Source organism: Pseudomonas sp. NFACC56-3 (assembly GCF_900100025.1).
In the GTDB taxonomy this organism is placed as follows: domain Bacteria; phylum Pseudomonadota; class Gammaproteobacteria; order Pseudomonadales; family Pseudomonadaceae; genus Aquipseudomonas; species Aquipseudomonas fluorescens_AA.
Genome location: NZ_FMTK01000012.1, coordinates 41,407 through 66,585 on the forward strand (window position 1 = coordinate 41,407; position 25,179 = coordinate 66,585).

Annotated in this window: 17 protein-coding genes; 12 read left to right on the plus strand and 5 right to left on the minus strand. The window is 62.9% G+C overall.

The genetic code is table 11. The annotated features are described in order from the left end of the window. Positions 1–219 precede the first annotated feature (219 nt). The 4 genes from speA to BLO80_RS17205 form a co-directional block, all read right to left on the minus strand. Positions 220–2,133 carry an arginine decarboxylase gene (gene speA, locus BLO80_RS17190; RefSeq protein ID WP_060739342.1) on the minus strand — a complete coding sequence of 638 codons (1,914 nt, stop codon included), beginning with the start codon at positions 2,131–2,133 and terminating at the stop codon, positions 220–222. Positions 2,134–2,344: 211 nt separating this feature from the next. Next, the gene (locus tag BLO80_RS17195) at positions 2,345–2,716 is read right to left on the minus strand and encodes a translation initiation factor Sui1 (protein WP_003197435.1); all 372 of its coding nucleotides are present in this window, start codon (positions 2,714–2,716) and stop codon (positions 2,345–2,347) included. Positions 2,717–2,885: 169 nt separating this feature from the next. Continuing rightward, entirely contained in the window at positions 2,886–3,443 is a 558-nt protein-coding gene (locus BLO80_RS17200) for an NUDIX hydrolase (protein WP_092331094.1), read from the minus strand. A 3-nt stretch (positions 3,444–3,446) separates the two neighbouring features. After that, positions 3,447–4,514, minus strand: coding sequence for a DUF2333 family protein (locus BLO80_RS17205; protein WP_092205094.1), 1,068 nt, complete (start codon positions 4,512–4,514; stop codon positions 3,447–3,449). Between the two features lie 284 nt (positions 4,515–4,798). Between BLO80_RS17205 and BLO80_RS17210 the strand changes: the two genes are divergently transcribed. The 5 genes from BLO80_RS17210 to accC all read left to right on the plus strand — a co-directional run bounded on the left by BLO80_RS17210 (position 4,799) and on the right by accC (position 11,253). After that, a complete protein-coding gene (locus tag BLO80_RS17210) occupies positions 4,799–6,469 on the plus strand; it encodes a GGDEF domain-containing response regulator (RefSeq protein WP_092331091.1) in 1,671 nt (556 codons plus the stop codon). 1,105 nt (positions 6,470–7,574) lie between these two features. After that, on the plus strand, positions 7,575–8,468 hold the full coding sequence (locus tag BLO80_RS30680; protein ID WP_371914580.1) for a methyl-accepting chemotaxis protein: 894 nt from the start codon (positions 7,575–7,577) through the stop codon (positions 8,466–8,468). A 446-nt stretch (positions 8,469–8,914) separates the two neighbouring features. Next, the gene (aroQ, locus tag BLO80_RS17220; RefSeq protein ID WP_092331086.1) at positions 8,915–9,367 is read left to right on the plus strand and encodes a type II 3-dehydroquinate dehydratase; all 453 of its coding nucleotides are present in this window, start codon (positions 8,915–8,917) and stop codon (positions 9,365–9,367) included. A 48-nt stretch (positions 9,368–9,415) separates the two neighbouring features. After that, positions 9,416–9,880: an acetyl-CoA carboxylase biotin carboxyl carrier protein gene (gene accB, locus BLO80_RS17225; RefSeq protein ID WP_053118072.1), complete on the plus strand. Its 465-nt coding sequence runs from the start codon at positions 9,416–9,418 to the stop codon at positions 9,878–9,880. Between the two features lie 17 nt (positions 9,881–9,897). Beyond that, complete coding sequence (accC, locus tag BLO80_RS17230; protein WP_092331083.1) at positions 9,898–11,253, plus strand: acetyl-CoA carboxylase biotin carboxylase subunit; 1,356 nt, start codon at positions 9,898–9,900, stop codon at positions 11,251–11,253. 80 nt (positions 11,254–11,333) lie between these two features. Here accC and BLO80_RS17235 read toward each other — a convergent pair whose 3' ends face one another. Beyond that, on the minus strand, positions 11,334–15,305 hold the full coding sequence (locus BLO80_RS17235; protein WP_092331081.1) for a dermonecrotic toxin domain-containing protein: 3,972 nt from the start codon (positions 15,303–15,305) through the stop codon (positions 11,334–11,336). Positions 15,306–15,497: 192 nt separating this feature from the next. Here BLO80_RS17235 and prmA point away from each other — a divergent pair, with 192 nt between their 5' ends. The 7 genes from prmA to BLO80_RS17270 all read left to right on the plus strand — a co-directional run bounded on the left by prmA (position 15,498) and on the right by BLO80_RS17270 (position 25,166). Next, entirely contained in the window at positions 15,498–16,376 is an 879-nt protein-coding gene (gene prmA / locus BLO80_RS17240) for a 50S ribosomal protein L11 methyltransferase (RefSeq protein ID WP_092331078.1), read from the plus strand. Positions 16,377–16,406: 30 nt separating this feature from the next. Next, complete coding sequence (locus BLO80_RS17245; protein WP_092331075.1) at positions 16,407–17,639, plus strand: DUF3426 domain-containing protein; 1,233 nt, start codon at positions 16,407–16,409, stop codon at positions 17,637–17,639. Between the two features lie 185 nt (positions 17,640–17,824). After that, positions 17,825–18,832, plus strand: coding sequence for a tRNA dihydrouridine synthase DusB (gene dusB, locus BLO80_RS17250; protein WP_053181619.1), 1,008 nt, complete (start codon positions 17,825–17,827; stop codon positions 18,830–18,832). Further along, complete coding sequence (fis, locus tag BLO80_RS17255) at positions 18,829–19,149, plus strand: DNA-binding transcriptional regulator Fis (RefSeq protein WP_007921650.1); 321 nt, start codon at positions 18,829–18,831, stop codon at positions 19,147–19,149. Before dusB ends, fis begins: the two co-directional genes overlap by 4 nt. An 83-nt stretch (positions 19,150–19,232) precedes the next feature. Continuing rightward, positions 19,233–20,840: a bifunctional phosphoribosylaminoimidazolecarboxamide formyltransferase/IMP cyclohydrolase gene (gene purH, locus BLO80_RS17260; protein ID WP_092331073.1), complete on the plus strand. Its 1,608-nt coding sequence runs from the start codon at positions 19,233–19,235 to the stop codon at positions 20,838–20,840. 156 nt (positions 20,841–20,996) lie between these two features. After that, positions 20,997–22,292 (plus strand): phosphoribosylamine--glycine ligase, encoded by a 1,296-nt coding sequence (gene purD, locus BLO80_RS17265; protein ID WP_092331069.1) that lies wholly within the window; start codon positions 20,997–20,999, stop codon positions 22,290–22,292. A gap of 99 nt (positions 22,293–22,391) precedes the next feature. Then, on the plus strand, positions 22,392–25,166 hold the full coding sequence (locus BLO80_RS17270) for a hybrid sensor histidine kinase/response regulator (RefSeq protein WP_092331068.1): 2,775 nt from the start codon (positions 22,392–22,394) through the stop codon (positions 25,164–25,166). The last annotated feature ends 13 nt before the right edge of the window (positions 25,167–25,179 follow it).

The following is a 25,179-nucleotide window of genomic DNA, read 5'->3' on the forward strand; positions in this document are numbered from 1 at the left end:
TCGCCGACCGCCATGGCCGAGTAGAGGGGCCAAGTACAGGTTAGGAAAGGGACTACACGAAATAAGGACATCACCGATTAAATGCACCGGTATGAAGAAATAGCCGTGGTGTAAACCAAAATGCCCTCCGGGACTATCCGAAAAAACCCGCAATGTGCGGTGTGTTTTCTGACAGCCCCGGTGGGCATCGAGGGGACGGCTATTGGCGCTATCTCTCCATCAGGAGGACAGGTACGACGAACGCGTCAGCCCCAGGCGCAGCGCATCGAGGAACTGGGTGCGCTCGGCGGCGCTGATACGGGCGCTGGCGCATTTGTCGCGGTAGTGAGTCATCAACTCCTCCGGCGACAAGTGCACGTAGCGCAGCATGTCTTCGATGGTGTCGTGGGTTTCGATACCGGCGTGGTACACGCTGCCATCGGCGTTCTGGTAGATGTTCACCGAGTCGGTGTCGCCGAACAGGTTGTGCATGTCACCGAGGATTTCCTGGTAGGCGCCCACCAGGAAGATACCCAGCAGGTAGTCTTCACCCGGATTGAGGGCGTGAACCGGCAGGCTGGTCTCGATGCTCTGCTCGTCGACGTATTGCTTGATCTTGCCGTCGGAGTCGCAGGTCAGGTCCTGCAGCACGGCGCGGCGCAGCGGCTCTTCGTCCAGGCGATGCAGCGGCAGGATCGGCAGCACCTGGCCGATGGCCCAGGTGTCCGGCAGGCTCTGGAACACCGAGAAGTTGCAGATGTATTTGTCGGCCAGCTTGTCATTGAGCTCATCCAGCACCTGGCGGTGCGAGCGCTGGCGGGCCTTCAACGAGTTGTGCAGGCGACGGCACACGGCAAAGTAGCACTGCTCGGCCAAGGCTTTTTCCGCCAAGGTCAGCTTGCCGTCGGCATATTGGGTCGCCACGTCGCTCATGTAGTGCGTGGCGCGCCAGTAGGTCTCGGTGACCATCTCGATGTCGGTCGGGCCCAGCAGGTCAACCAGCCATTGCACGGTTTCCGGCAGTTCCTGCTTGTTGTCGATCACCGGCACGTCGTCGTTGTGTTTCTCGACGTCGGTGACCTGCACCACTAGCATCGCGTGGTGGGCAGTCAGCGAGCGGCCGCTTTCCGAGAAGATGTGCGGGTGCGGCAGGCTCTGGGCATCGCAGAACTCCTTGAGCATGCCGACCACGACACCGGCGTAATCGTCCATGTCGTAGTTGATCGAACTGGCGTTGCGCGAGTGCGTGCCGTCGTAGTCCACGCCGAGGCCACCGCCGACGTCGATGTGATCCACCGGCAGGCCGAGATTGCGCAGCTCACCGTAGTAACGGATCGCTTCCTTGAAACCGTGCTGGTAGTCCGCCAGGTTGGCGATCTGAGAGCCCATGTGGAAGTGCAGCAGGCGAATGCCCTGGTCCAGGCCCGCGGCACGGAAGCGCTCGACCACCGACAGCAGTTGCGCAGCCGACAAGCCGAACTTGGACTTCTCGCCACCGGTATCGGCCCACTTGCTCGACGCCAGGGACGACAGGCGCACGCGCAGGCCGACCTGTGGCTTGACCTTGAGCACCGCGGCCTCTTCGATCACCAGGCCGACTTCGGACTCTTTCTCGATGACGATGAAGACGTTGTGACCCAGCTTCTGGCCCATCAGCGCCAGGCGGATGAATTCGCGGTCCTTGTAGCCGTTGCAGACGATGGTACCGCCCTTCGGCGCGAGGGCCAGCACCGCCAGCAACTCCGGCTTGGAACCGGCTTCCAGGCCGATGGAGACGTTCTGGGTGGCGATGATGTTCTCGATCACCGCTTCCTGCTGGTTGACCTTGATCGGGTAGAGCGCGGTGTACTTGCTCTGGTATTCCAGGCGCGCGATGTTGCTGTCGAATGCGCCGGTCAGCTGGCGCACGCGGTCTTGCAGGATGTCGGGAAAGCGCACCAGCAAGGGCAGCGAGAGGCCGCTCTGGCGCAACTGGTCGACTTGCTCGAACAGGTCGATGGGCGAACTGCCGGGACCGTTCGGACGGACTTCGACGCGACCGGCTTCATTGATCGCGAAATACCCGGCCCCCCAATGGCGAATCCCGTAAACGCTGCGGCTGTCCGCAACTGTCCATTGGCTGCCATCGTCTTTGCGTGTGCGTCGTACGGACATCGAAGTCCCCTATAAAGAAGTCAAAATGCACCATCCGGTCGGAGGCTGGGGCAGTCTAGAGAGTGAAAATGACGAATTGCCTGTTAGCAAGGTAGACCCTGCTCCCAGCGGTGAGTTTAGAAACCCGTTCAGAACAGGCTCTGTGAAAACCATGCGGGCGACCTCGAACGTCGGGTCCGGGTCAAGCCGAGGGTGGTTTTCACAGAAGCTGCTAGCCGCCGGATTTCTTTGCCTTGAAGCCGTGCTTGACCAGTTCCGCCAGCAGCAGCTCGACATGATCGCCCTGGATCTCGATGATGCCGTCTTTCAACGCACCACCGGTGCCACAACGTTTCTTCAATGTGGTGGCCAGTTCCTTGAGCGCGTCTTCGGCCAACGGCACGCCAGTGATCGTGGTCACCGTCTTGCCGCCGCGACCTTTGCTTTCACGGCGCACACGGGCAATGCCGTCACCGGCTGGGATGGCGGTCTGTTTGCAGATGCAGGCATCCACCGGTTGACGGCAATCAGGGCAATGACGACCGGCGTCGGTAGAAAATACCAGGCCGCCCAGGGCGGCGAAGGATGCGGCTTTTTTGGCCACCGGCAATCCTCTTGGGAGGACAAAGACTGGTCGAGGGGAGAACGTGCCTCGACCGCGAAACCCCACTCAGGCAGGGGCAGCGCTACTGGACCGCAGACGCGGTTCAGCTTGAAAAGTCGCGCAGTGTAACGGCAAAAAGCCGACTTGCTAAGGGCCAATCAGCGCCAATTTATAGCTTCTTTGCGACGTCGCCACCCTGGGCACGCAAATAGCGTTCAAGCGCCGCCAGGGAGTCCGGGCAGTAAGGCATGCGCTGGATTTCATCGAGCACCTGTTCAATCGGCAGGAAACGCGCTTCGAGGACTTCTTCAGGCTGCAGGACCAGCGGGCCGTCCCACACCGCCGAGAACGCCGAGCACCACAGGCGACTACCGGGGTCTTCGAAATAAAAATGGTCGTGGGCGGTCAGTTCCACGCCGCTCACGCCCAGTTCTTCCGCCAGCTCACGGGCGGCCGACTCGGCGTAGGTCTCGTCGGCCTGGACCATGCCACCCGCCGCCACGTCCCAGAAACCCGGGTAGATGGCCTTGCTCAGGGTGCGCCGGTGAACACACAGTTCACCGGCCGAATTGAACAGCATGATGTAGGTGCCACGCCCGATCAGGCCTCGCTCGCGCAGCTGCGAACGCACCAGGCTGCCGAGCAGGTTGTCGTGCTCGTCGACCCATGCGATCAGCTCGGCATCCGAGGCCGCTCGGTGAGCGACCTCCCGGGGGCTTTCGCTCATGGATCAGCCCTGGTTCAGCAGTTGCCGCAAATCGATGACCGCTGCGTTGGCCCGGGAAATGTAGTTGGCCATGACCAGCGAGTGGTTCGCCAACACACCAAAGCCGCTGCCGTTGAGGATCATCGGGCTCCAGACCGGTTCCTGGGACGCTTCCAGTTCACGAATGATCTGCCGCACGCTGACCGTGGCGTTCTTTTTCGCCAGCACATCGGCGAAGTCCACTTCGATGGCGCGCAGCAGGTGCGACAGTGCCCAAGCCTGGCCGCGGGCCTCATAGAACACGTTGTCGATCTGCAGCCATGGGGTCTCGACCACCTCTTCGTCCACCTGCGGCACTTGGCCGGGGGCCGTGACTTCGGTTTTCAGCGAAGTGTTGAGCTTGACCCGGCCAACGCTGGCCGACAGGCGCTGGGACAACGAGCCCAGGCGCGTGCCGACGTCCCCCAGCCAGTTGTTCAGGTTGTCGGCACGGGCATAGAACAGCGCGCTCTTCTGGTTCGGATCGGACAGCCGGGCCTGGTAGCGGCTCAGGGAGTTGATGCCTTCCTGGTATTCGGATTCGCTGGAAGGCAGCACCCAACTGCGGTTGTCGAAGTTGAAGCGCGGCTCGGCCTTGGCCAGGTCGGCGTCCTCGGCGGACTGGGACTGGGAACGGGCGAAGTCCTTGCGCAGGGCGCGGCTCAGGTCGCGAACCTGCACCAGCACGCCGTATTCCCAGCTCGGCATGTTGTCCATCCACAGGCCTGGCGGGAAGCGGTCGTTGGAAATGTAGCCGCCTTGCTTGGTCAACAGGGTCCCGGCCACGGTCTTGAGCGTCTCGACCGTGGTGTAGCCCACCACCATTTGCCGACCATCCCTCTCGGCTGCGGCCTGGGCGTTCTGCTGCACGGGGAACAACGCGGGCTCCTGGCTCCAGTACCAGCCGAGGGCAATGGTCACCAGCAGGTAAAGGCCGATCAGCGTGGCCAGTGCGCGGCTGAAAAAAAGCCCACCCAGGTAGCTGCGGGTGTCCGATTTCGGCTCGGCGGCACGTTCAGGCGCGCTGCCCGCGCGGTTTTTCCAGTCCAGCATGGCGATGTTCCTTCAATCACTTGAGTTCTCGATTCGACCACAACCCTACGCCATCGTGCCTGATTTGAAACGCGATAATGCGGCGCCAACCATGCCGGGCGCGACAGGGCAATCGAACAGCACTATAAAGGAAGCGTTGCCATCGGCCTACGAGACTGTCCGGTCACAAACTGAATCAGGCGACTGGACAGAATATTGACGTATGACACTCATAAGGAGGAAAAGAGGTGCTAGCATAGAGCCACCAGTCGACCTCAGCATGCACCCTAACTAGTAGTCAGGATATGACCGAGCCAGAAGACCCCAGCCGCGAGCGCCTCAAGCACCACTTTGCCCAGCGGGTAATTCATCAGGCTCGCCAGATGCTGGAGATTTGGCAGCGCCTGCAACGCAGTGAGTGGTCAAGCACCGATCTGTCGGAGCTCAGCGAAGCCAATCTGCGCTTGCTGCGCTTTGCCGAGCGCTTCGAACAGCCCGAGCATTCCCAACTGGCCCAAGGCATCAGCCAGTCGCTGCAAGCGGTGGACGCCAATCGCGGGCGCCTGAGCAGCCAGCTGATCACCGAACTCAACCGACTGATGCAGCGCTTGTCTCGCACCGGCCTGCGCCACGGCGACCAGCTCGAACAGACCTTCCTGCCGCCGCTGCGCAAACCCATCTACGTGATGCTGCAGGACCATGACCGCGCCGAACGCCTGGCCAAGCAATTGGCGTTCTTCGGCCTCAGCGCCCAGGCGCTGGACAGTGTCGCGGCGTTCCGGGCCTCGATGATCGAGCGCCTGCCGGCGGCGATTGTCATGGACGTGGACTTCAGCGGCCCGGGCACCGGCCTGAAACTGGCCGCCGAAGCCCAGGAAGGCCTGGAACAACCGTTGCCGCTGTTGTTCTTCAGCTTGCTGGAAACCGACACCCCGACACGCCTGGCCGCGGTACGCGCCGGCGGGCAGGAATTCCTCACCGGCACCCTCGAAGCCTCGAGCCTGCTGGAAAAGATCGAAGTGCTGACCTGCGTCGCCCAGTACGACCCCTACAAAGTGCTGATCATCGATGACTCCCGCGCCCAGGCCTTGCACACCGAGCGCCTGCTCAACAGCGCCGGCATCATCACCCGTACGCTGATCGAGCCAATCCAGGCCATGGCCGAACTGGCGGATTTCCAGCCCGACCTGATCATCCTCGACATGTACATGCCAGCCTGCACCGGCACGGAACTGGCCAAGGTCATCCGTCACAATGACCGCTATGTCAGCGTGCCGATCATCTACCTGTCCGCCGAAGACGACCTGGACAAGCAACTCGACGCCATGAGCGAAGGTGGCGACGATTTCCTGACCAAACCGATCAAACCCCGGCACCTGATCACCACCGTGCGCAACCGTGCCGCCCGGGCGCGCAACCTCAAGGCGCGGATGGTGCGCGACAGCCTCACCGGCCTGTACAACCACACCCATATCCTGCAACTGCTCGAGGATTGCAGCTTCCGCGCCCGTCGCGAAGGCAAGCCCCTGAGCTTCGCCATGCTCGACATCGATCACTTCAAACGGGTCAATGACAGCCACGGCCACCCCATGGGCGACCGGGTGATCAAGAGCCTGGCGCTGTTTCTCAAGCAACGCCTGCGCAAGACCGACTTCATCGGCCGTTACGGCGGCGAAGAGTTCGCCATCGTCATGCCCGACACCGATATCGACGCCGCCTGCAAAGTGCTGGATGAAATTCGCCAGCGCTTTGCCGAAATCCACTATCCGGCCCAGCCCCAGGATTTGTGGTGCACCTTCAGCGCTGGCGTGGTGGAGATGAGCGATGACTCCGACAGCCTGATGATGGCCAGCCAGGCGGACGAAGCGCTGTACCGTGCCAAGCACGCCGGACGCAACCGGGTACAAAGCGCCCGGCAATCAAAGCAAAGTGCCACCTTTTCATCGGAATCGACTGACTCGGTCATAAACCTGTAACGCAAACGCAATAACTTCAGGCACTTACGATTCTGCCCTCGGTAGACCCTTGATGCGCCTGAAGCTGCTGACCAATCTCAACACCGTTCTTTTAGTTGCCGTGTGCCTGGGCCTCGGAGCCACCTTGTGGTGGTCGCAAATCGCCCTGGAGCGCCCCTACATGCTGATGGAGCGCTACCTGGGCCTGTCGCGGCAGTTCCAGGGCGAAGTGGCGCGCAACATCGAGGACTACCTGGCCAGCGGCGACGCCTTGCGCCTGAGCGCGGCCACCCAGGCCTTGGAGACGCTGCAGAAAGACCTCGACCAGTTTCCCCCGGAGCTGGCCAAGACCTTGCGCCCGAGCCTGTCGAACCTCGACGGCTTCAGCAAGACCGATCTGTTGGCCGCCGGCAAACTGGCTGGCGATCCGCAGGCCTTGTTGTTGCAGGCCGAGCGTGAACTGAGCGCCAGCCTCGACCAGCTGGCCCAATACGCCAATGGCGCCCCGGCCTACCTGCCCCCGTTGTTTGCCGCTTCGCAGCACCTGGGTCGGTTGTCCCTCACGCGGGACAAACTGGTCAGCAGCGGCCGCAGCGAACTGGCCGCCGATGTCGAACGGGAACTGGCGAGCATCCGTGTCGAGGCCGAACGCCTCGACAGCCTGCCCTTGTTGGGTGTCACCGCCAAAAGCGAATCGGGCAGCGATGATTTCGCCGCGCTGATGGGCCTGGAGACCCAGGAAAAAACCGCCGCCGAAGATGCGGGCATCGCCCTCAAGCGCGAACTCAACAGCCTGCTCGGCCGTTACCCGGCGGAATTGACCCGCACCCGCGAGCTGATCCAGAAACGCACCGAGCTGAGCAATGCCACGCACCTGAAAATCGCCGACGTGCAAACGGCGATCGATACCTTGGAACCAGCGGTACGGGCCCAGCATGGGCAGATCCAGGGGGAGGTTCGCATGATCCAGGGGGTGATGATCGGCCTGATCCTGCTGATCGCGCTGCTCATCGACACCTTGCAGCGGCGCCTGGCCCGTACCCTGACGCACCTGGCTCCAGCTCTGTCGACCTGGGCCGAGGGAGATTTCAGCCGGGACATCCACGTGGGCGCCAGCAACCGCGAAATGCAGGACATCGAGGCTTCGCTCAATCGCCTGCGCGCTTACCTGGTGGACCTGGTGGGCACCATTCGGGTGAACGCCGAACAGGTCGCCGGCAGCAGCCGGGCCCTGGCCGAGCTGAGCGGCGAACTGCACAGTGGTGCGGAGGATCAGGCCGACGATACGGCGCTGATCCGGGATTCCCTCAGCGAGCTGGAAGCGACGATCCAGCAAGTGGCCGGCGATGCCAGCCAGGCCGCAGGCGCCAGTCGCAGCGCCGGGCAAGCCGTGGAGCAAGGGCAGAAAGTCATCGGCCTGAGCCTCACGGGCCTGCACGCGTTGGTAGGGGAAGTGCAAGGCAACGCGCAGATGATCGAGCAACTGGCCGAGGAATCGGCCACCATCGGCGGCGTGCTGACGGTGATTCGCTCGATTGCCGACCAGACCAACCTGCTGGCGCTCAACGCGGCCATCGAAGCGGCTCGCGCCGGGGAAATGGGCCGCGGCTTTGCGGTGGTGGCCGAGGAAGTCCGCTCCCTGGCCCAGCGCACGGCTGGCGCCACCGCCGAAATCCAGACACTGATCGCCCGCCTGCAACTGGCCGCGCGCCAATCGGTGGACGGTATGCGCGCCCAGGTCGAACACGCCGAAGCCACCGCCAACCAGGCGCAAGCGGCCGACGGCGCGCTGGATGAGATCGTCGGCGCCATCCAGACCATCTCCGACACGGCGGTACGCATCGCCGACGTCACCGCCCAGCAAAGCGGCGCCGTCAGCGAAATCCGCGATCACAGCGAGCGGATTCACCAACTGGGCGCAGACAACCTGCTGCGCATCGGCCAGGGCCGAGAACAGGGCGACAACCTACTGGTGTTGGGCGGACGTTTGCACACCGCCGTCCAGGCATTTCGGGTTTAGAGCCACAGACTGCATGAATCACTGTGGGAGCGAGCTTGCTCGCGATAGCGGTGGGCCAGCTTGCATCGATGCTGGATATGCCGTCGTCAGCGCGAGCAAGCTCGCTCCCACATTGATTCGGGAGGCCCGGGAATTGCCGCTCACCGCAGATCCCCTGTGGGAGCGAGCCTGCTCGCGATAGCAGTGGGTCAGCTTGCATCGATGCTGGATGTGCCGCCGTCATCGCGAGCAGGCTCGCTCCCACATTGATTCGAGGGGACCCGGGAATTGATGCTGCCACAGGGGGGCGGTTTCCAACCGTATGACCGGATCAGAGACCCGGGTCACAAATTTCGCGCAAACATCGCTCATCGTGCTGGCTATTGCCGAGAACTGGACAGTCATTAAGGCTTTGCGGCATAGTCGCCGGGTTCTGATACCTGCTCACAGATAACAAGGAACAGCAGATGGCGACCCTATTGGTCCTGCACGGACCCAACCTGAACCTGCTGGGCACCCGTGAACCGGGCGTCTACGGCGCCGTGACACTGGCCCAGATCAACCAGGACCTGGAACAGCGGGCCCGCAACGCCGGCCATCATTTGCTCTACCTGCAAAGCAACGCCGAATATGAACTGATCGACCGCATCCATGCCGCGCGCGGCGAAGGCGTGGATTTCATTTTGATCAATCCAGCAGCTTTTACACATACAAGTGTCGCATTACGTGACGCGCTGCTGGCGGTGAGCATCCCATTCATCGAAGTGCACTTGTCCAACGTGCACAAACGCGAACCTTTCCGCCATCACTCCTACTTCTCCGATGTAGCAGTGGGAGTGATCTGCGGCCTTGGCGCCAGCGGTTACCGACTGGCCCTGGAGGCCGCCCTAGAACAGCTTGATAAACAGGCACCAGCTTGAACAACAAGCGTTAAACGCCCCTGACCGACCCTTGGGAGTTGATGATTCATGGATATCCGTAAAGTTAAGAAATTGATCGAATTGCTGGAAGAGTCCGGCATCGACGAGCTTGAGATCAAGGAAGGCGAAGAGTCCGTACGCATCAGCCGCCACAGCAAGACCCCGGCCCAGCAGTTCTATGCACCGGCCCCGATGCAGGCTCCGGCCGCCGCGCCTGCTCCAGCAGCAGCCCCGGTTGCCGCCGCAGCGCCAGCCGCACCGGCGGCACCGACGCTGAACGGCACCGTCGCTCGTTCGCCAATGGTGGGCACGTTCTATCGCAAGTCTTCGCCATCCTCGCCGTCCTTCGTTGAAGTCGGCCAGACCGTGAAGAAAGGCGACACCCTGTGCATCGTCGAAGCCATGAAGATGATGAACCACATCGAAGCTGAAACCAGCGGTGTGATCGAATCCATCCTCGTCGAAGACGGCCAGCCGGTTGAGTACGACCAACCGCTGTTCACCATCGTTTGAACCGCGGAGAGCCTTTGATGACTGCGAAGTTGGAAAAAGTTCTGATCGCTAACCGCGGTGAGATCGCCCTGCGGATTCTGCGTGCCTGCAAAGAGATGGGCATCAAGACCGTCGCCGTTTACTCCAAGGCCGACAAAGAACTGATGCACCTGGGCCTGGCGGACGAATCCGTCTGCATCGGTCCGGCGTCGGCTGCGCACTCCTACCTGCACATCCCGGCGATCATCGCCGCTGCCGAAGTGACCGGCGCCACCGCCATTCACCCGGGCTACGGTTTCCTGGCGGAAAACGCCGACTTCGCCGAACAGGTGGAAAACTCCGGTTTTGCCTTCATCGGTCCGAAAGCCGACACCATCCGCCTGATGGGCGACAAGGTTTCGGCCAAGCACGCCATGATCGCTGCTGGTGTACCGACCGTTCCGGGTTCCGACGGCCCGCTGCCTGAAGACGAAGAAACCGCTTTGCGCATCGGTCGCGAAGTCGGTTATCCGGTGATCATCAAGGCCGCTGGCGGCGGCGGTGGTCGCGGCATGCGCGTGGTGCACAAGGAAGAAGACCTGATTTCCTCGGCGAAACTGACCCGCTCCGAAGCGGGCGCGGCGTTCGGCAACCCGATGGTCTACCTGGAAAAATTCCTGACCAACCCGCGTCACGTCGAAGTCCAGGTGCTGTCCGACGGCCAGGGCCAGGCCATCCATCTGGGCGACCGCGACTGCTCGCTGCAACGTCGTCACCAGAAGGTCCTCGAAGAAGCGCCGGCTCCGGGCATCGACGAGAAAGCGCGCGAGGAAGTCCTGGCTCGTTGCGTCAAGGCGTGTATCGACATCGGCTATCGCGGCGCCGGTACCTTCGAGTTCCTGTACGAGAACGGTCGTTTCTACTTCATCGAAATGAACACCCGTGTTCAGGTGGAGCACCCGGTTTCGGAAATGGTCACCGGTATCGACATCGTCAAGGAGATGCTCAGCATCGCCGCCGGCAACAAGCTGTCGTTCACCCAGGATGATGTGGTCATCCGCGGTCACGCGCTGGAATGCCGGATCAACGCCGAAGACCCGAAAACCTTCATGCCAAGCCCAGGCACGGTCAAGCATTTCCATGCCCCAGGCGGCAATGGCGTTCGCGTCGATTCGCACCTGTACAGCGGTTATGCCGTTCCGCCGAACTACGATTCGCTGATCGGCAAGCTGATCACCTACGGGGCGACCCGTGAAGAAGCCATGGCGCGCATGCGCAATGCGCTGGACGAAATCGTGGTAGACGGAATCAAGACCAACATCCCGCTGCACCGCGATCTCGTACGTGACGAAGGCTTCTGCAAAGGCGGCGTCAACATCCATTACCTGGAGCACAAGCTGGGCAACCAGCACTGATGCCTCACGTGATGTAAAAAGACCCCGGTCCATTGGCCGGGGTCTTTTTTTGCGCGCGCCTCAAAGGCGCAAGTGACGGATCACTTCAACTCCACCATGGAGTAGGCGTGTGATTCGATCTTCGCAGCATTCGCCCGCCTCCCCTGCTGGGTGAGTACGACACCGTTGGCATTTTCCACCAGGATGTCGCTGCGCATGCGCGCCATGAATCCGCGAGCTCGCATGGACACCGGATCCGTGTTGTTTTTCGCTCGCGCCAGGACGGGTATGTAAAAGCGTTCGACCTGGCTGCCGGACGTCTTGAATACCGACGTGACACCCGTGCGCAGATCCAGGGACACGCCATAGTTATTGCCCAGGCAGGAAGAATACGACCAGTGATCCCAGGTCGGTCGCAGCCCGTGCCGCCTCATCACCTGCCTGACCGGCTCGCCGATGTCAGCCCCTGTCAACCAGTCCCCGCCGACCAGGGTGGCACGGACATCCTTGGCCGATCCCCCCAGGCGCCGCATCACATCCCGGACACTTCGCTCGATCAGCGCGCGGATGTTGTGATCGAAATGAATGACCGCCCCGACCCGGGTGGTCGGGTTGTACAACGAAGCGATCACGCACGTCTGTGCATTGAGCGAGAACAGGTAGTTGTCCGCCGCCTCGCTGAACCTCGCCACCACGGCCTCGCCCTGCAACGCCCCCCTTGTCACGTCCGGGGAGACATGCCCGGGGAACGCCTCGCGCAAATCGCCTATACGCCCCAGGTTGCGCACCTCATCATTGCCACCGCTCAACCCGACTCTGTTATGGGTCCACTTGCCATTCGCCATCCTGCGGATGGGCAATTTGTAAAACGCGCCGGGGCGCCGGGCATCCACCAGACACAGGCCGCCAAAGTAAGGGTCCCTCTTCACCTGGTAGTACCTGCCCCCGCTCGCGATGTAGTAAGTGCTCCGCGGTTGCGAAGCGCTGGGCGGGCTGCGATAGGTGCCGAAAAAAATCCCCTCCTCCGTCACCAACTGCAGATCCCCTGGCGTTCTGCCAACCGCCTGCTGCGGCTTGAGGCGTATGGCCGGAACCAGCGGCCCGGACTCTTTGGCGACCACCGATGACGTGCTTCTCAAGCGTTGCGCAGACAATGACAAGGGCTTCACGGCGCGCTGCAAGTGCCTGGCCGCGTGCCCCAGTGCCGTGGCCATGCTGGCGGCGCCGAGCGTGGCGAACAGTGCTCCCCAGGTCGCGATCAGCCAGTGACCGAGCGCGCCCTCCGTGTCGCCTTGCACGTGTCTCTGGATGGCCTGCCTGGCGCTGACGGCAATCAGGCCGATGTCCAGCAACAAGGCAAAGGGCGGATAAACCATGCACACCGGAACGGCCGCGAAGACCAGGCCCTGGAATACCTGGTTGCGGATCATTTCGGCACGACTGGTGGTGATGTCCTCCACATCGGTGACAGCGCGCTCGATGCCTGCATCGAACTCGGCATGGATATCCATCAGCCGATTGAGTTCACGCAATGTGTCGACGCGAGTGGTCCCGGCCGCCAGCGCCAACAGTGTCCGCCCCACGGCGGCACGGGCGGCGAGTGCGACCCGCTCCAGTACGTAATCGTGCAGTTGCGCGGCGATGCTCCCGGAAAACGCCAGGTACGGGCGAAACAGGATGCCGTCCGGCGCGTCGGGTGTGTACAACCAGTAAGAAGCCTTCGGATCGAAGTAGGTGAAGACGTAGACGCCCAACACCACATGACCGGCGACGGTCAGCTTGATCACGCCTTCGCGCGCCACGGCGACACCGGGGTACGTGGCGCTGTTTGCAGGCCGCCCGTCGCTCAATAGCGTGACTTGCCGGGTGAGCCACTGGAACGCTTCGGCGCTCAACATCGACTTGCCGTAGGCCACACGCAGGTCGCGGTCCATCCTGGCCAACAGCATGTAGCAGTAGGCCTCGCGGCGCTTGGCATACTCGGGCGCCGTGGCGTCGAGGAATCCGGCACGGATGTGCCTGGCATATCGCTCACCCAGGTAGGCCACGCGAATGTAGGACGCCAGATCGGCACTGCGAACCTGCGCCAAATCCTGCCCGACAGAGGAACGCACGCCCTTGGTGGGGTCGTCGATGTCCGCGTTGCGCTCGTATCCGTAGATGGCCAGGTCCAGCAGGCTGGCGGTTTTTTTCTCGGCGGCCAGCCCCGGAATGTAATCGATGAAGACCGTGGCCGGATCGACCGCCTCAAGCACCCCCTTGCTGCGCATGTAGGGCCCGATCATGTCGGCGAAGGTACGCTTGGCGAAGTCCATGAACACTTCATAGCCCACGAACTGCTCATCGAATACTTGCCGCTGAACCAAGAATTCCTGGCTCAGGCCGCTGATGTTGCGCCGGGACTCAAGCGGCAATGCCGAGTACCAGCGAGGCGACTCGCTCAGTTCCACGTGTGCCAGGTTATTGGCCAGGCCGGTCGAGACAGCGTTCTGCAGACAGGCCTTGAAACTTGCCTGCGCGCCCCTGAGGTCTCGTTCCAGATCCCAGGAGACCGGTTTTTCCATCACACGGGCAAAGTACGCCCGGGCCTGTCCACGATCAGTCGGCGAGAGTTGCTGCAACAGGTACTCGCGACCGGCCTGGTGCTGGGTCCAGGCCCCGACTTCGCCGCTCAGGGCCCGCAGCGAAGGCAATTCGATCCATTCCTGGCCATCGGGTTTGCCGGGGGCAAACAGCAGCAGGCCACTGACAGCACCGCCCCCGTCTTCACGATAAAACACCAGGAGATCGGCACACTTCAGGCCATTGGGGAGCACCAGGCTGGCGACACGCAACCCGCCGGCGATGGGCGTCGCGATGTCGCCTTCCCAGAGGGCTGCGAGGTGGTCATGGCTGGTCACCGACAACTGGCCTGCACAACGGGCGACAAACGCACTGTGCTGCAACCGCGCCACAAACCAATCGAGCATGGCGTCCTTCAGGTCCCCCGCCTCATACCGCTCGACCAAGGCTGGCAAGTACCCGGCAGGCGCGTCGACGCTGGCCAACAACTGCGCAATGAAGGCCGGTGAAAGAGGCTGGTTACGGAGCATGCCGCCGTTCTCGACCAGGAACACCGACACCGCGTCCGGCCGGACCGGGCCTGCCGCCACCAGTTCACTCAGGCTGTAGGTGCGTACGGGCTGACCAACGACCGTTCGCCACTGCAACTGCACACGAATGCTGTCCGGCTCGACCTCCATGTCCAACTCCTGCCTGACATAGTTCCTGGCCAGTTGCCGAGCGAAGGCCCGCAGCGAGCCCAGGCCATCGACCCGCTCATCCACCAGCGCCTGCGCCAGCGCGGCCTGGCTCTCGAAAGCCCGCAACGATTCACGATCGGGAGGGCTCAGCCCCCGCAGCCAATGCGGCAATTGCAATCGTGCCAGCGCGCCAAGGTCCCGGCGCTCGGCCGTGGTTGCCAATACAGTCAAGCGACTCGTCCGGCGCCAGGCGTCCTGGAGAGCTTCGATCTGCTCTCGCAACTCATCGACACCCAGGCCAGCCAGACGGTCAGGCCGGAACAGCTCGTCGACCGCGACCCTGTGCTCATCCAGTTTTTGCCTGACCACGTCTTCGAGGGAGGCATCGTACGCAGTCATTCGCCAATGCCGCCGCAGATAGTCCTTGTAGTGATCGACAAACCTCGAGGCCGCGCCTTCCACCGCCTGGACAACGAACGCCCGGCGCTCGGCCGCAAAACCCAAGTCTGGCCCGTCGGGCCAACGGTAGGGTGCGTCCTGCTCCTCGTCATACACCAAAGGCGCCTGGTCGATCATGCGCTGCAGCACGGTATCGAGCAGGGTGCCCAGGAAGTGTGGATCGATGTTGCCTTGGTAATGGTAGGTGCGCAGCTCGACCAGCAAGTATTCTTCCAGCACCTCCAGCAGGCTCATCTGGGTGTGCAGTCGCGCGTCGATCGCCGCCTGCCAACGTGTCAGTTTTTCCAGGGTCGCCTGTGCGGTCGACACTGGCGGGGAATCGACCGGCCCCGTGCGCTCCATGTTGCCTTGCCGTCCGGCAATGATGTCCATACACAATCCTCCCTGCTGTGTGGACCGGCACCTTATCCGCCCTGGGACAGGCCCATGGCATACATATATATATCGAAACACCGCCCCGACGGCGCGAGACTCGCTTATCCACTTTGGCGGCGACCTGGCGTACACTGCGCGCCTTTGCAGCCCTGCGCTGCCCCCCTGTGGATATTTTCAAAGGTGCCCGCCATGCCTTGGCTGCAAGTACGCCTGGCCATCAGCCCGGAACAAGCCGAAACCTACGAAGACGCGTTTCTTGAAGTAGGCGCTGTATCGGTAACCTTCATGGACGCCGAAGACCAGCCGATCTTCGAGCCGGAGCTCAATACCACCCCGCTGTGGTCCCACACCCACCTGCTGGCCCTGTTCGAAGGCGGCACCGAGGCCGCCAGCGTGCTGGCCCATCTCGAGCTGCTGACCGGCAGCCCGCTGCCCGAGCATCACAGTGAAGTGATCGAGGATCAGGATTGGGAACGCAGCTGGATGGACAACTTCCAGCCGATGCGTTTCGGCCAGCGCCTGTGGATCGTCCCGAGCTGGCATGCCGCGCCAGAGCCGGACGCGGTCAACCTGCTGCTGGACCCGGGCCTGGCGTTCGGCACCGGCACCCACCCGACCACCGCGCTGTGCCTGGAATGGCTCGACAGCCAGGACCTGAAGGGCTGCAACGTACTGGACTTTGGCTGTGGCTCGGGGATCCTCGCGATTGCCGCGCTCCTGCTGGGCGCCCGGGAAGCGGTCGGCACCGACATCGACGTCCAGGCCCTGGAAGCCTCCCGCGACAACGCCGGGCGCAACAACATCGCCGAAGCCCTGTTCCCGCTGTATTTGCCCCAGGACTTGCCACAGGTCCAGGCCGACGTGCTGGTGGCCAACATCCTGGCCGGCCCGCTGGTAGCCCTGGCGCCGCAACTGTCGAGCCTGGTCAAGCCGGGCGGACGCCTGGCGCTGTCGGGCATCCTCGCCGAACAGGGCGAAGAAGTCGCCGCCGCTTATGCCGCGGACTTTGACCTGGACCCGATCGCCAATCGCGATGGCTGGGTGCGCATCACCGGACGTCGGCGCTAGAATGAGCGCCTGTATCCACCGGATTGCCGCATGACTGACAGCTTCGTCACCCAGTGCCCGCATTGCCACACCCGTTTTCGCGTCAGCCATGCTCAATTGAGCGTGGCCCGCGGGGTGGTTCGTTGCGGCTCGTGCCTGCAGGTATTCAATGCCGCACAACAGTTGCTGGAACAACGCACAGCCAAGCAAGCGGTGCCTGCCGTCGCGCCAGCCGCCAAGCCGGCCACCGACGCCCCGCCCCGGGCGATCAGCCAGAAACAATGGAGCGCCGCCGAGCTGGATCTGGATGACCTGGACAAGGAACTGGCGCGCCTGGAGCGCCGCGACAATCGCGCCCCGGGCAATGCCGGCCGGCGCCGGGAAGACAACCTGAGCGCGCAACGCGATTCGCTCTCCAGCGAACAGCAAACCTGGCCCGACAGCCTGTACAGCGACACCTCGGGCGAGCGCGTCGAAACCGTCCTCGATACCCCCTTCGAGCCGTTCGAACCCCACGAACCGGCGCGACCACCCCGTACCGAGCCGTCCCTGTCCCTGGCCCTCGAACCACTGGAACCGGACGACGAACCGGTCGCCCCGCTCCACCTCGCGCCGGACGACGAGCCCGACGAACACCTCGAGCGCCTGTCCGCCACCGATGACCACGACCACGACGATGAGCCCGAGCGACCGCTGCCACTGCGCAAGTCACGGGAGCGCCAGGAGCCGGGGATACGCGCCGAGGCCCTCCAGGACCTGGACGACGACCCGCTGCAACTGGACTGGCGCAAACGCCGTTCGCCCTGGGGCCGCCGCCTGTTGTGGGCCCTGCTGATCCTGCTCGCCGCCGCGGCCCTGGGTGGCCAGTACATCGCCTACCATTTCGAAGAACTGGCCCGCCAGGACCAATACCGGCCGTGGTTCCTGCAAATCTGTCCGACCATCGGTTGCGACGTACCGTCCAAGGTCGACATCGCCAAGATCAAAAGCAGCAACCTGGTGGTGCGCAGCCATCCGGAGTTCAGCGGTGCCCTGGTGGTGGACGCGATCATCTACAACCGTGCGCCCTTCTCCCAACCTTTTCCGTTGCTGGAGCTGCGCTTTGCCGACCTCAACGGGCACCTGATCGCCAGCCGTCGCTTCAAGCCCGGGGAGTACCTGGGCGGCGATCTCGAGGGCCGCGGCGAAATGCCGCCGCAAACGCCCATCCACATCGCGCTGGATATCCTGGATCCGGGTCCCAAGGCGGTGAACTACAGCTTGAGCTTTCATTCCCCCGAATGAAACCGGCCAGGGTCGGCCCATTGACGGCGGCTTTCTGACTGACCCCGCCCAGACCAAACCGCTGGCGATAACAAAATAGCTGTTCAGATTTTATCCAATTCGATCTTTATCCAGTCATCGAGAGCGGGTATCATGCCAACCCTTTTTCGAAGTCTCATGATCCGGCCCCACTTCAGGGAAGTCCTATGTCGGCGGTACGCATCGGCCCATATACATTGCAGAACGGCCTGGTTCTCGCCCCTATGGCGGGCGTCACCGACCAGCCCTTTCGTCAGTTGTGCAAACGCTTGGGCGCAGGACTGGTGGTGTCGGAAATGGTCACCAGCGACATGAGTTTGTGGAACACCCGCAAATCGCGTCTGCGCATGATCCACGAAGGCGATCCCGAGCCACGCTCGGTACAGATCGCCGGTGGCGACGCACAGATGCTGGCGGAGGCGGCCCGGGCGAACGTCGAGTTGGGGGCGCAGATCATCGACATCAACATGGGTTGCCCGGCGAAAAAGGTCTGCAACAAGGCCGCAGGCTCGGCACTGTTGAAAGATGAAGCGCTGGTCACCGAGATCCTGCAGGCCGTAGTGGCCGCGGTCGATGTGCCGGTGACCCTGAAGATCCGCACCGGGTGGGACCGGGAGAACAAGAATGGCCTGGTGGTGGCGAAGATCGCCGAACAGGCGGGCATCACGGCGTTGGCGGTCCATGGCCGCACCCGTGCCGACCTGTACACCGGCGAAGCCGAGTACGACACCATCGCCGCGATCAAGCAGGCGGTGTCGATTCCGGTCTTTGCCAACGGCGACATCGATTCGCCCGAGAAGGCCCGGTACGTGCTGGACGCGACCGGTGCCGATGGCCTGTTGATCGGCCGGGCCGCCCAGGGGCGGCCATGGATTTTTCGTGAGATCGAACACTACCTGCGCACTGGCGAAAAGCTGGCGGCGCCGCAGTTGTCCGAGGTGGAACGTATTCTGCTAGAGCATCTGGCCGCGCTACATGCCTTCTACGGAGAAGTCATGGGCGTACGCATCGCTCGCAAGCATGTGGGCTGGTATCTCGCAACCCTGCCGGGCGCCAGGGAGTTTCGCGCCCGTTTCAATCGTTTGGATGGTACGCAAGCACAATGCGCCGACGTTCAGGCGTTCTTCGCTGAGCGTTACAAGAGCCTGACAGGGGACGAAGGGGTGGCCGCATGACGATGATGACCGAGACTTTAGTGAGTGGAACAGCACCCGTGAGCGACAACGTGAATTTGAAACAGCACCTCAACACGCCCAGCGAAGAAGGTCAGACCCTTCGCGGGAGTGTCGAGAAGGCGCTGCACAATTATTTCGCCCACCTTGAGGGCGCTGCCGTCACGGATGTGTACAACCTGGTGCTTTCCGAAGTCGAGGCACCGCTGCTCGAAAGCGTGATGAATTACGTCAAGGGCAACCAGACCAAGGCCAGTGAACTGCTGGGCCTGAACCGCGGCACCCTGCGCAAGAAACTCAAGCAGTACGATCTGCTGTAAGCATTCAATCAAACCAGAAAGGCGCCCGCATAAAAAACGGTCGCCTTTTTTGCTGACTTCCCTTGCTTTTGATGGAAATTGAAATGACCGACCAGACCACCCGCCTGCCGATCCGCCGCGCCTTGATCAGCGTTTCCGACAAGACCGGGATCCTCGAATTCGCCCGCGAGCTGCAACAGCTGGGCGTCGAGATTCTCTCCACCGGCGGGACCTTCAAGCTGCTGCAGGACAATGGCGTTGCCGCAGTGGAAGTCGCGGACTACACCGGTTTTGCGGAAATGATGGACGGTCGGGTCAAGACCCTGCACCCGAAAATCCACGGCGGGATCCTGGGCCGTCGCGGCATCGACGACGCCATCATGAACGAACACGGCATCAAGCCGATCGACCTGGTGGCGGTCAACCTCTACCCGTTCGAAGCCACCATCAGCAAGCCTGGCTGCGACCTGCCGACCGCCATCGAGAACATCGACATCGGCGGCCCGACCATGGTCCGCTCGGCGGCCAAGAACCATAAAGACGTGGCCATCGTGGTCAACGCCAGCGACTACGCCAGCGTGCTAGAGAACCTCAAGGCCGGTGGCCTGACCTACGCCCAGCGTTTCGACCTGATGCTCAAGGCCTTCGAACACACCGCCGCCTACGACGGCATGATCGCCAACTACATGGGCACCGTGAACCAGGCCGCTGAAACCCTGTCGACCGAAGGCCGCAGCGAATTCCCGCGCACCTTCAACACCCAATTCGTCAAGGCCCAGGAAATGCGCTACGGCGAGAACCCGCACCAGAGCGCGGCGTTCTACGTGGAAGCCAAGCCTGCCGAAGTCGGCATTGCCACCGCCACCCAACTGCAAGGCAAGGAACTGTCGTTCAACAACGTGGCCGACACCGACGCCGCGCTGGAGTGCGTGAAGAGCTTCGTCAAGCCAGCCTGCGTGATCGTCAAGCACGCCAACCCGTGCGGCGTGGCCGTGAGCCCGGACGCCGAGGGCGGCATCCGCCAGGCCTACGAACTGGCCTACGCCACCGACACCGAGTCGGCCTTCGGCGGCATCATCGCCTTCAACCGTGAACTGGACGCCGAGACCGCCAAGGCCATCGTCGAGCGTCAGTTCGTCGAAGTGATCATCGCCCCTTCCGTCAGTGAAGAAGCCCGCGCCATCGTTGCCGCCAAGGCCAACGTGCGCCTGCTGGCCTGCGGCCAATGGTCGGCCGATCGCGCGCCGGCCTGGGACTACAAGCGTGTCAATGGCGGCCTGCTGGTCCAGAGCCGTGACATCGGCATGATCGGCAGCGAAGACCTGAAAGTGGTGACCCGGCGCGCCCCGAGCGAGCAGGAAATCAACGACCTGATCTTCGCCTGGAAAGTCGCCAAGTACGTCAAGTCCAATGCCATCGTCTACGCCAAGAACCGCCAGACCATCGGTGTCGGTGCCGGCCAGATGAGCCGCGTGAACTCGGCCCGCATCGCCGCCATCAAGGCTGAACACGCCGGCTTGCAGGTACAGGGCGCGGTCATGGCCTCCGATGCGTTCTTCCCGTTCCGCGACGGCATCGACAACGCGGCCAAGGTCGGCATCACCGCCGTGATCCAGCCGGGTGGCTCGATGCGTGACAACGAAGTGATTGCGGCTGCTGATGAAGCAGGGATTGCGATGGTGTTCACCGGCATGCGCCACTTCCGCCACTGATACACCGATCGACTGTGGGAGCCAGCTTGCTCGCGATAGCGTCGGATCAGTCAGCATTGAAGTCCGCTGACACACCGCCATCGCGAGCAAGCTCGCTCCCACACAAAAGCAGCTTCAGTGCTGCATACAGAATCAGCGTCATCCGAGGTTTTTGAAATGAATGTTTTGATCATTGGCAGCGGTGGCCGCGAACACGCCCTGGCCTGGAAAGTGGCCCAGGATCCCCGTGTGCAGAAGGTTTTCGTGGCGCCGGGCAATGCCGGCACCGCCATCGAAGCCAAGTGCGAAAACGTCGCCATCGACGTGCTGGCCCTGGAGCAACTGGCCGACTTCGCCGAGAAGAACGTCTCGCTGACCATCGTCGGCCCGGAAGTGCCGCTGGTCGCCGGCGTGGTCGACCTGTTCCGCTCCCGTGGCCTGGACTGCTTCGGCCCGACCGCTGGCGCCGCGCAGCTGGAAGGCTCGAAAGCGTTCACCAAGGATTTCCTGGCGCGCCACAAGATCCCGACCGCCGACTACCAGAACTTCACCGAAATCGAACCGGCCCTGGCGTACCTGCGCGAGAAAGGCGCACCGATCGTGATCAAGGCCGACGGCCTGGCCGCCGGCAAGGGCGTGATCGTTGCCATGACCCTGGCCGAAGCCGAAGACGCCGTGCGCGACATGCTCGCTGGCAATGCCTTCGGTGACGCCGGTTCCCGCGTGGTGATCGAAGAGTTCCTCGACGGCGAGGAAGCCAGCTTCATCGTCATGGTCGATGGCAAGAACGTACTGCCAATGGCCACCAGCCAGGACCACAAGCGTGTCGGCGATGGCGACAGCGGCCCGAATACCGGCGGCATGGGCGCCTACTCCCCTGCCCCAGTGGTGACCGCCCAGGTGCACCAGCGCGTCATGGACCAGGTGATCTGGCCGACCGTGCGCGGCATGGCCGAAGAAGGCAACGTCTACACTGGTTTCCTCTACGCAGGCCTGATGATCGACAAGGCTGGTAACCCAAAAGTCATCGAATTCAACTGCCGTTTCGGCGATCCTGAGACCCAGCCGGTCATGCTGCGCTTGCAATCGAGCCTGGTCCTGCTGGTCGAGGCCGCACTGGCCCAGGCCCTGGACAAGGTCGAAGCCCAATGGGATCCGCGCCCAAGCGTCGGTGTCGTATTGGCGGCCGGCGGTTACCCGGGCGACTACGCCAAAGGTAGCGCAATCCGGGGCCTGGACGCCGCGGCCCGGCTGGAAGGCAAAGTCTTCCATGCAGGCACGGCATTGAAGGATGGGCAAGTGGTCACCGCCGGCGGTCGTGTGCTTTGCGCCACCGCCCTGGGCGCCAGTGTCGACGACGCTCAGCAGCAGGCCTACAAGCTTGCCGCCGAGATCGACTGGGAAGGTTGTTTCTACCGCAAGGACATTGGCTACCGCGCCATTGCCCGTGAGCGTGGCGAAAATCTGGAATAACCCGGCCATTCAGTCAGGCAAGGGTCTGCGGCCCTTGCCTGACTGTTCCGGCGCCGCGCATAGTTATAATCTGGCATCAACCTACGAAGGGATTTCGCCGTGCGCTGGCTCAGGATTGCCATAGGCTTTACCGTCACCCTGCTGACGCTGCTCTGCATGCTCCCGGCCCAGGCCGCGCCAGGCAGTGGCTGGGCGGTATTGCTCGATGAACAGGGCGACCTGACGCTGAGCGACATCCGCTCCGCTCGCTACACCAATCAATTCAGCCCCATCGACCTGGACCGCCTCAGGGCCGCCGAGCCCGGCGGAGCATTGTGGCTGCGCTTTCGCCTGGCCCCGGACAGGCATGAACAAATCCTGCGCATCTTCGCCCCCGACCTGTCACGCCTGAACCTCTATGTGCTGGACGGTGACGCTCTGGTCGAGCAACAGGTCGGCGGCAATGCCACGCCGCATACGGAACCGGCGGTGCCCAGCAGCGAACTCATGTTGCCACTGCCGCGCAGCGACAAATCATTGGACGTTTACCTGCGACTGGCCTCGCGTCACGAACTGCGCCCCTACATCACGTTGCAATCGGCCGTCGTGGCGGCGGCCGATCAGAACCAGACGCTGATCTATGGGCTGCTGTTCGGCTGCATCGCCATGCTGATCCTGCACAACCTCACTCGCTACGCCTACACCCGTTCCCGCAGTTGCCTGTGGCTGGCCGCCTGTGAAGGGCTGCTGATGCTCAGCCTGGCGCTGTTGCTGAACTTGGCCGGGCCCTGGCTGCCCGACTGGCCGGCGGTGCAGACGCCCGGCGCTTACCTAGCGTTGCTGCTGACGGCGCCCTGCGGCCTGATGTTCGCCTACCGCTTCTTCGCGCCCCTGGGGCCGCACCCGTTGAACCGGTTACTGCTGGGGGACATTGTGTTCGTCATGCTGTGCAGCCTGCTGCTGTTGTTCGTCAACACGCTGCCACTCAATATCATGACCTATGCCCTGGTGGCCCTCGCAGGCCTGAGCATGCTGTTCGTCAGCGCCTGGCACTGGCAAAAGGGCTACCGCCCGGCCCGGCTGTTCGTCGCGGCCATGGTGGTCTTCAACCTGGGCACGCTGATCATTCTTCCGGCCCTGCAAGGGCTCACGGAAGTCCCCCCCCAAGGCTTGATCATCACCCTGCTGATCTTCATCTGCATCAGCGGCCTGCTGATGAGTGTCGCCCTGGGCGAGCGCCAGCGCTCGATCAACGAAAGCCGCTTCAGCATCAGCCGCGACCTGGCGGCGAGCAATGCCGAGATCAATGCCAAGGCCGAGTTCCTGGCCAAGATCAGCCATGAGATCCGCACCCCGATGAACGGCGTGCTGGGCATGACCGAGCTGCTGCTGGGCACGCCACTGTCGGTCAAGCAACGCGACTACGTGCAAACGATCCACAGCGCCGGCAATGAACTGCTGACCCTGATCAACGAGATCCTCGACATTTCCCGGCTCGAATCCGGGCAGATCGAACTGGACGATGTGCAGTTCGACCTCAATGCGTTGATCGAGGATTGCCTGAGCATCTTCCGCGCCAAGGCCGAACAGCAGAACGTCGAGCTGATCAGCTTCATCCAGCCCCAGGTGCCGCGGGTGATCAGCGGCGACCCGACGCGGCTGCGCCAGGCGCTGCTGAGCCTGCTGGAAAACGCCCTGAAGAAGACCGACGAGGGCGAAGTGCTGATCGTCGTCGCCCTGGACGAGCGCAGCCATCAGCCGCGCCTGCGCATCGCCGTGCAGGACAGCGGGACGCCGATGGACGCTGAAGAGCGCGACACGCTGATGCACGCCGAGCTGCACAGCAAGAACTTCCTTTCCGCCACGCGCCTGGGGGGCAACCTGGGGCTGGTTATCGCCCGCCAGCTGATCATGCTGATGCACGGGGAGTTCGGCATCAAGAGCGGCAGCAACCAGGGCAGTACCTTGTGGCTGACCTTGCCCCTGGACCCGGATCGCCTCGAACACCCGACCTCCGACCTCGATGGCCCGCTGCAAGGGGCACGGGTGTTGATCGTCGACGACAACGACACCTGCCGCAAGGTGCTGGTACAGCAGTGCAGCGCCTGGGGCCTGAACGTCAGCGCGGTGCCCTCGGGCAAGGAAGCCCTGGCGCTGCTGCGCACCAAGGCACACCTGCGGGATTATTTCGACGTGGTGCTGCTGGACCAGAACATGCCGGGCATGACCGGCATGCAATTGGCGGCCAAGATCAAGGAAGACCCGAGCCTGAACCATGACATCCTGTTGATCATGCTCACCGGTATCAGCAATGCGCCGAGCAAGATCGTGGCGCGCAACAGCGGGGTCAAGCGCATCCTCGCCAAACCGGTGGCCGGCTATACCCTCAAGACCACCCTGGCGGACGAGCTGAACCAGCGCAACCGGGGCCAGGCTACGAACGTGCAGGTGAACGCCAGTCCTCCCCCCCCGGTGAAGGTGCCGAGCGATTTCCGCATCCTGGTGGCCGAGGACAACAGCATTTCCACCAAGGTCATCCGTGGCATGCTCGGCAAGCTCAACCTGCAACCCGACACCGCCAGCAACGGCGAGGAAGCCCTCAAGGCCATGAAGGAGCAGCGCTACGACCTGGTCCTGATGGACTGCGAAATGCCGATCCTCGACGGGTTTTCCGCCACCCAGCAACTGCGTGCCTGGGAAATGGGTAACCAGCGCACCCGCACGCCAGTGGTGGCGCTCACCGCGCACATCCTGGCCGAGCACAAGGAACGCGCCCGCCAGGCCGGGATGGACGGGCACATGGCCAAGCCGGTGGAACTGTCGCAACTGCGCGAGCTGATCGAACACTGGGTGGCCCAGCGCGACCAGCAGAACAAGGCCGTGCATACGCCCTGAACCCGCGAAGAGC

Coding starts and splice junctions, on each gene's coding strand:
- speA (WP_060739342.1), bottom strand. CDS start 2,133: ATGTCCGTACGACGCACACGCAAAGACGATGGCAGCCAATGGACAGTT.
- purH (WP_092331073.1), top strand. CDS start 19,233: ATGACCGACCAGACCACCCGCCTGCCGATCCGCCGCGCCTTGATCAGC.
- aroQ (WP_092331086.1), top strand. CDS start 8,915: ATGGCGACCCTATTGGTCCTGCACGGACCCAACCTGAACCTGCTGGGC.
- accC (WP_092331083.1), top strand. CDS start 9,898: ATGACTGCGAAGTTGGAAAAAGTTCTGATCGCTAACCGCGGTGAGATC.
- prmA (WP_092331078.1), top strand. CDS start 15,498: ATGCCTTGGCTGCAAGTACGCCTGGCCATCAGCCCGGAACAAGCCGAA.
- BLO80_RS17245 (WP_092331075.1), top strand. CDS start 16,407: ATGACTGACAGCTTCGTCACCCAGTGCCCGCATTGCCACACCCGTTTT.
- BLO80_RS30680 (WP_371914580.1), top strand. CDS start 7,575: ATGCAGGACATCGAGGCTTCGCTCAATCGCCTGCGCGCTTACCTGGTG.
- accB (WP_053118072.1), top strand. CDS start 9,416: ATGGATATCCGTAAAGTTAAGAAATTGATCGAATTGCTGGAAGAGTCC.
- BLO80_RS17200 (WP_092331094.1), bottom strand. CDS start 3,443: ATGAGCGAAAGCCCCCGGGAGGTCGCTCACCGAGCGGCCTCGGATGCC.
- BLO80_RS17235 (WP_092331081.1), bottom strand. CDS start 15,305: ATGGACATCATTGCCGGACGGCAAGGCAACATGGAGCGCACGGGGCCG.
- BLO80_RS17210 (WP_092331091.1), top strand. CDS start 4,799: ATGACCGAGCCAGAAGACCCCAGCCGCGAGCGCCTCAAGCACCACTTT.
- fis (WP_007921650.1), top strand. CDS start 18,829: ATGACGATGATGACCGAGACTTTAGTGAGTGGAACAGCACCCGTGAGC.
- dusB (WP_053181619.1), top strand. CDS start 17,825: ATGTCGGCGGTACGCATCGGCCCATATACATTGCAGAACGGCCTGGTT.
- BLO80_RS17205 (WP_092205094.1), bottom strand. CDS start 4,514: ATGCTGGACTGGAAAAACCGCGCGGGCAGCGCGCCTGAACGTGCCGCC.
- purD (WP_092331069.1), top strand. CDS start 20,997: ATGAATGTTTTGATCATTGGCAGCGGTGGCCGCGAACACGCCCTGGCC.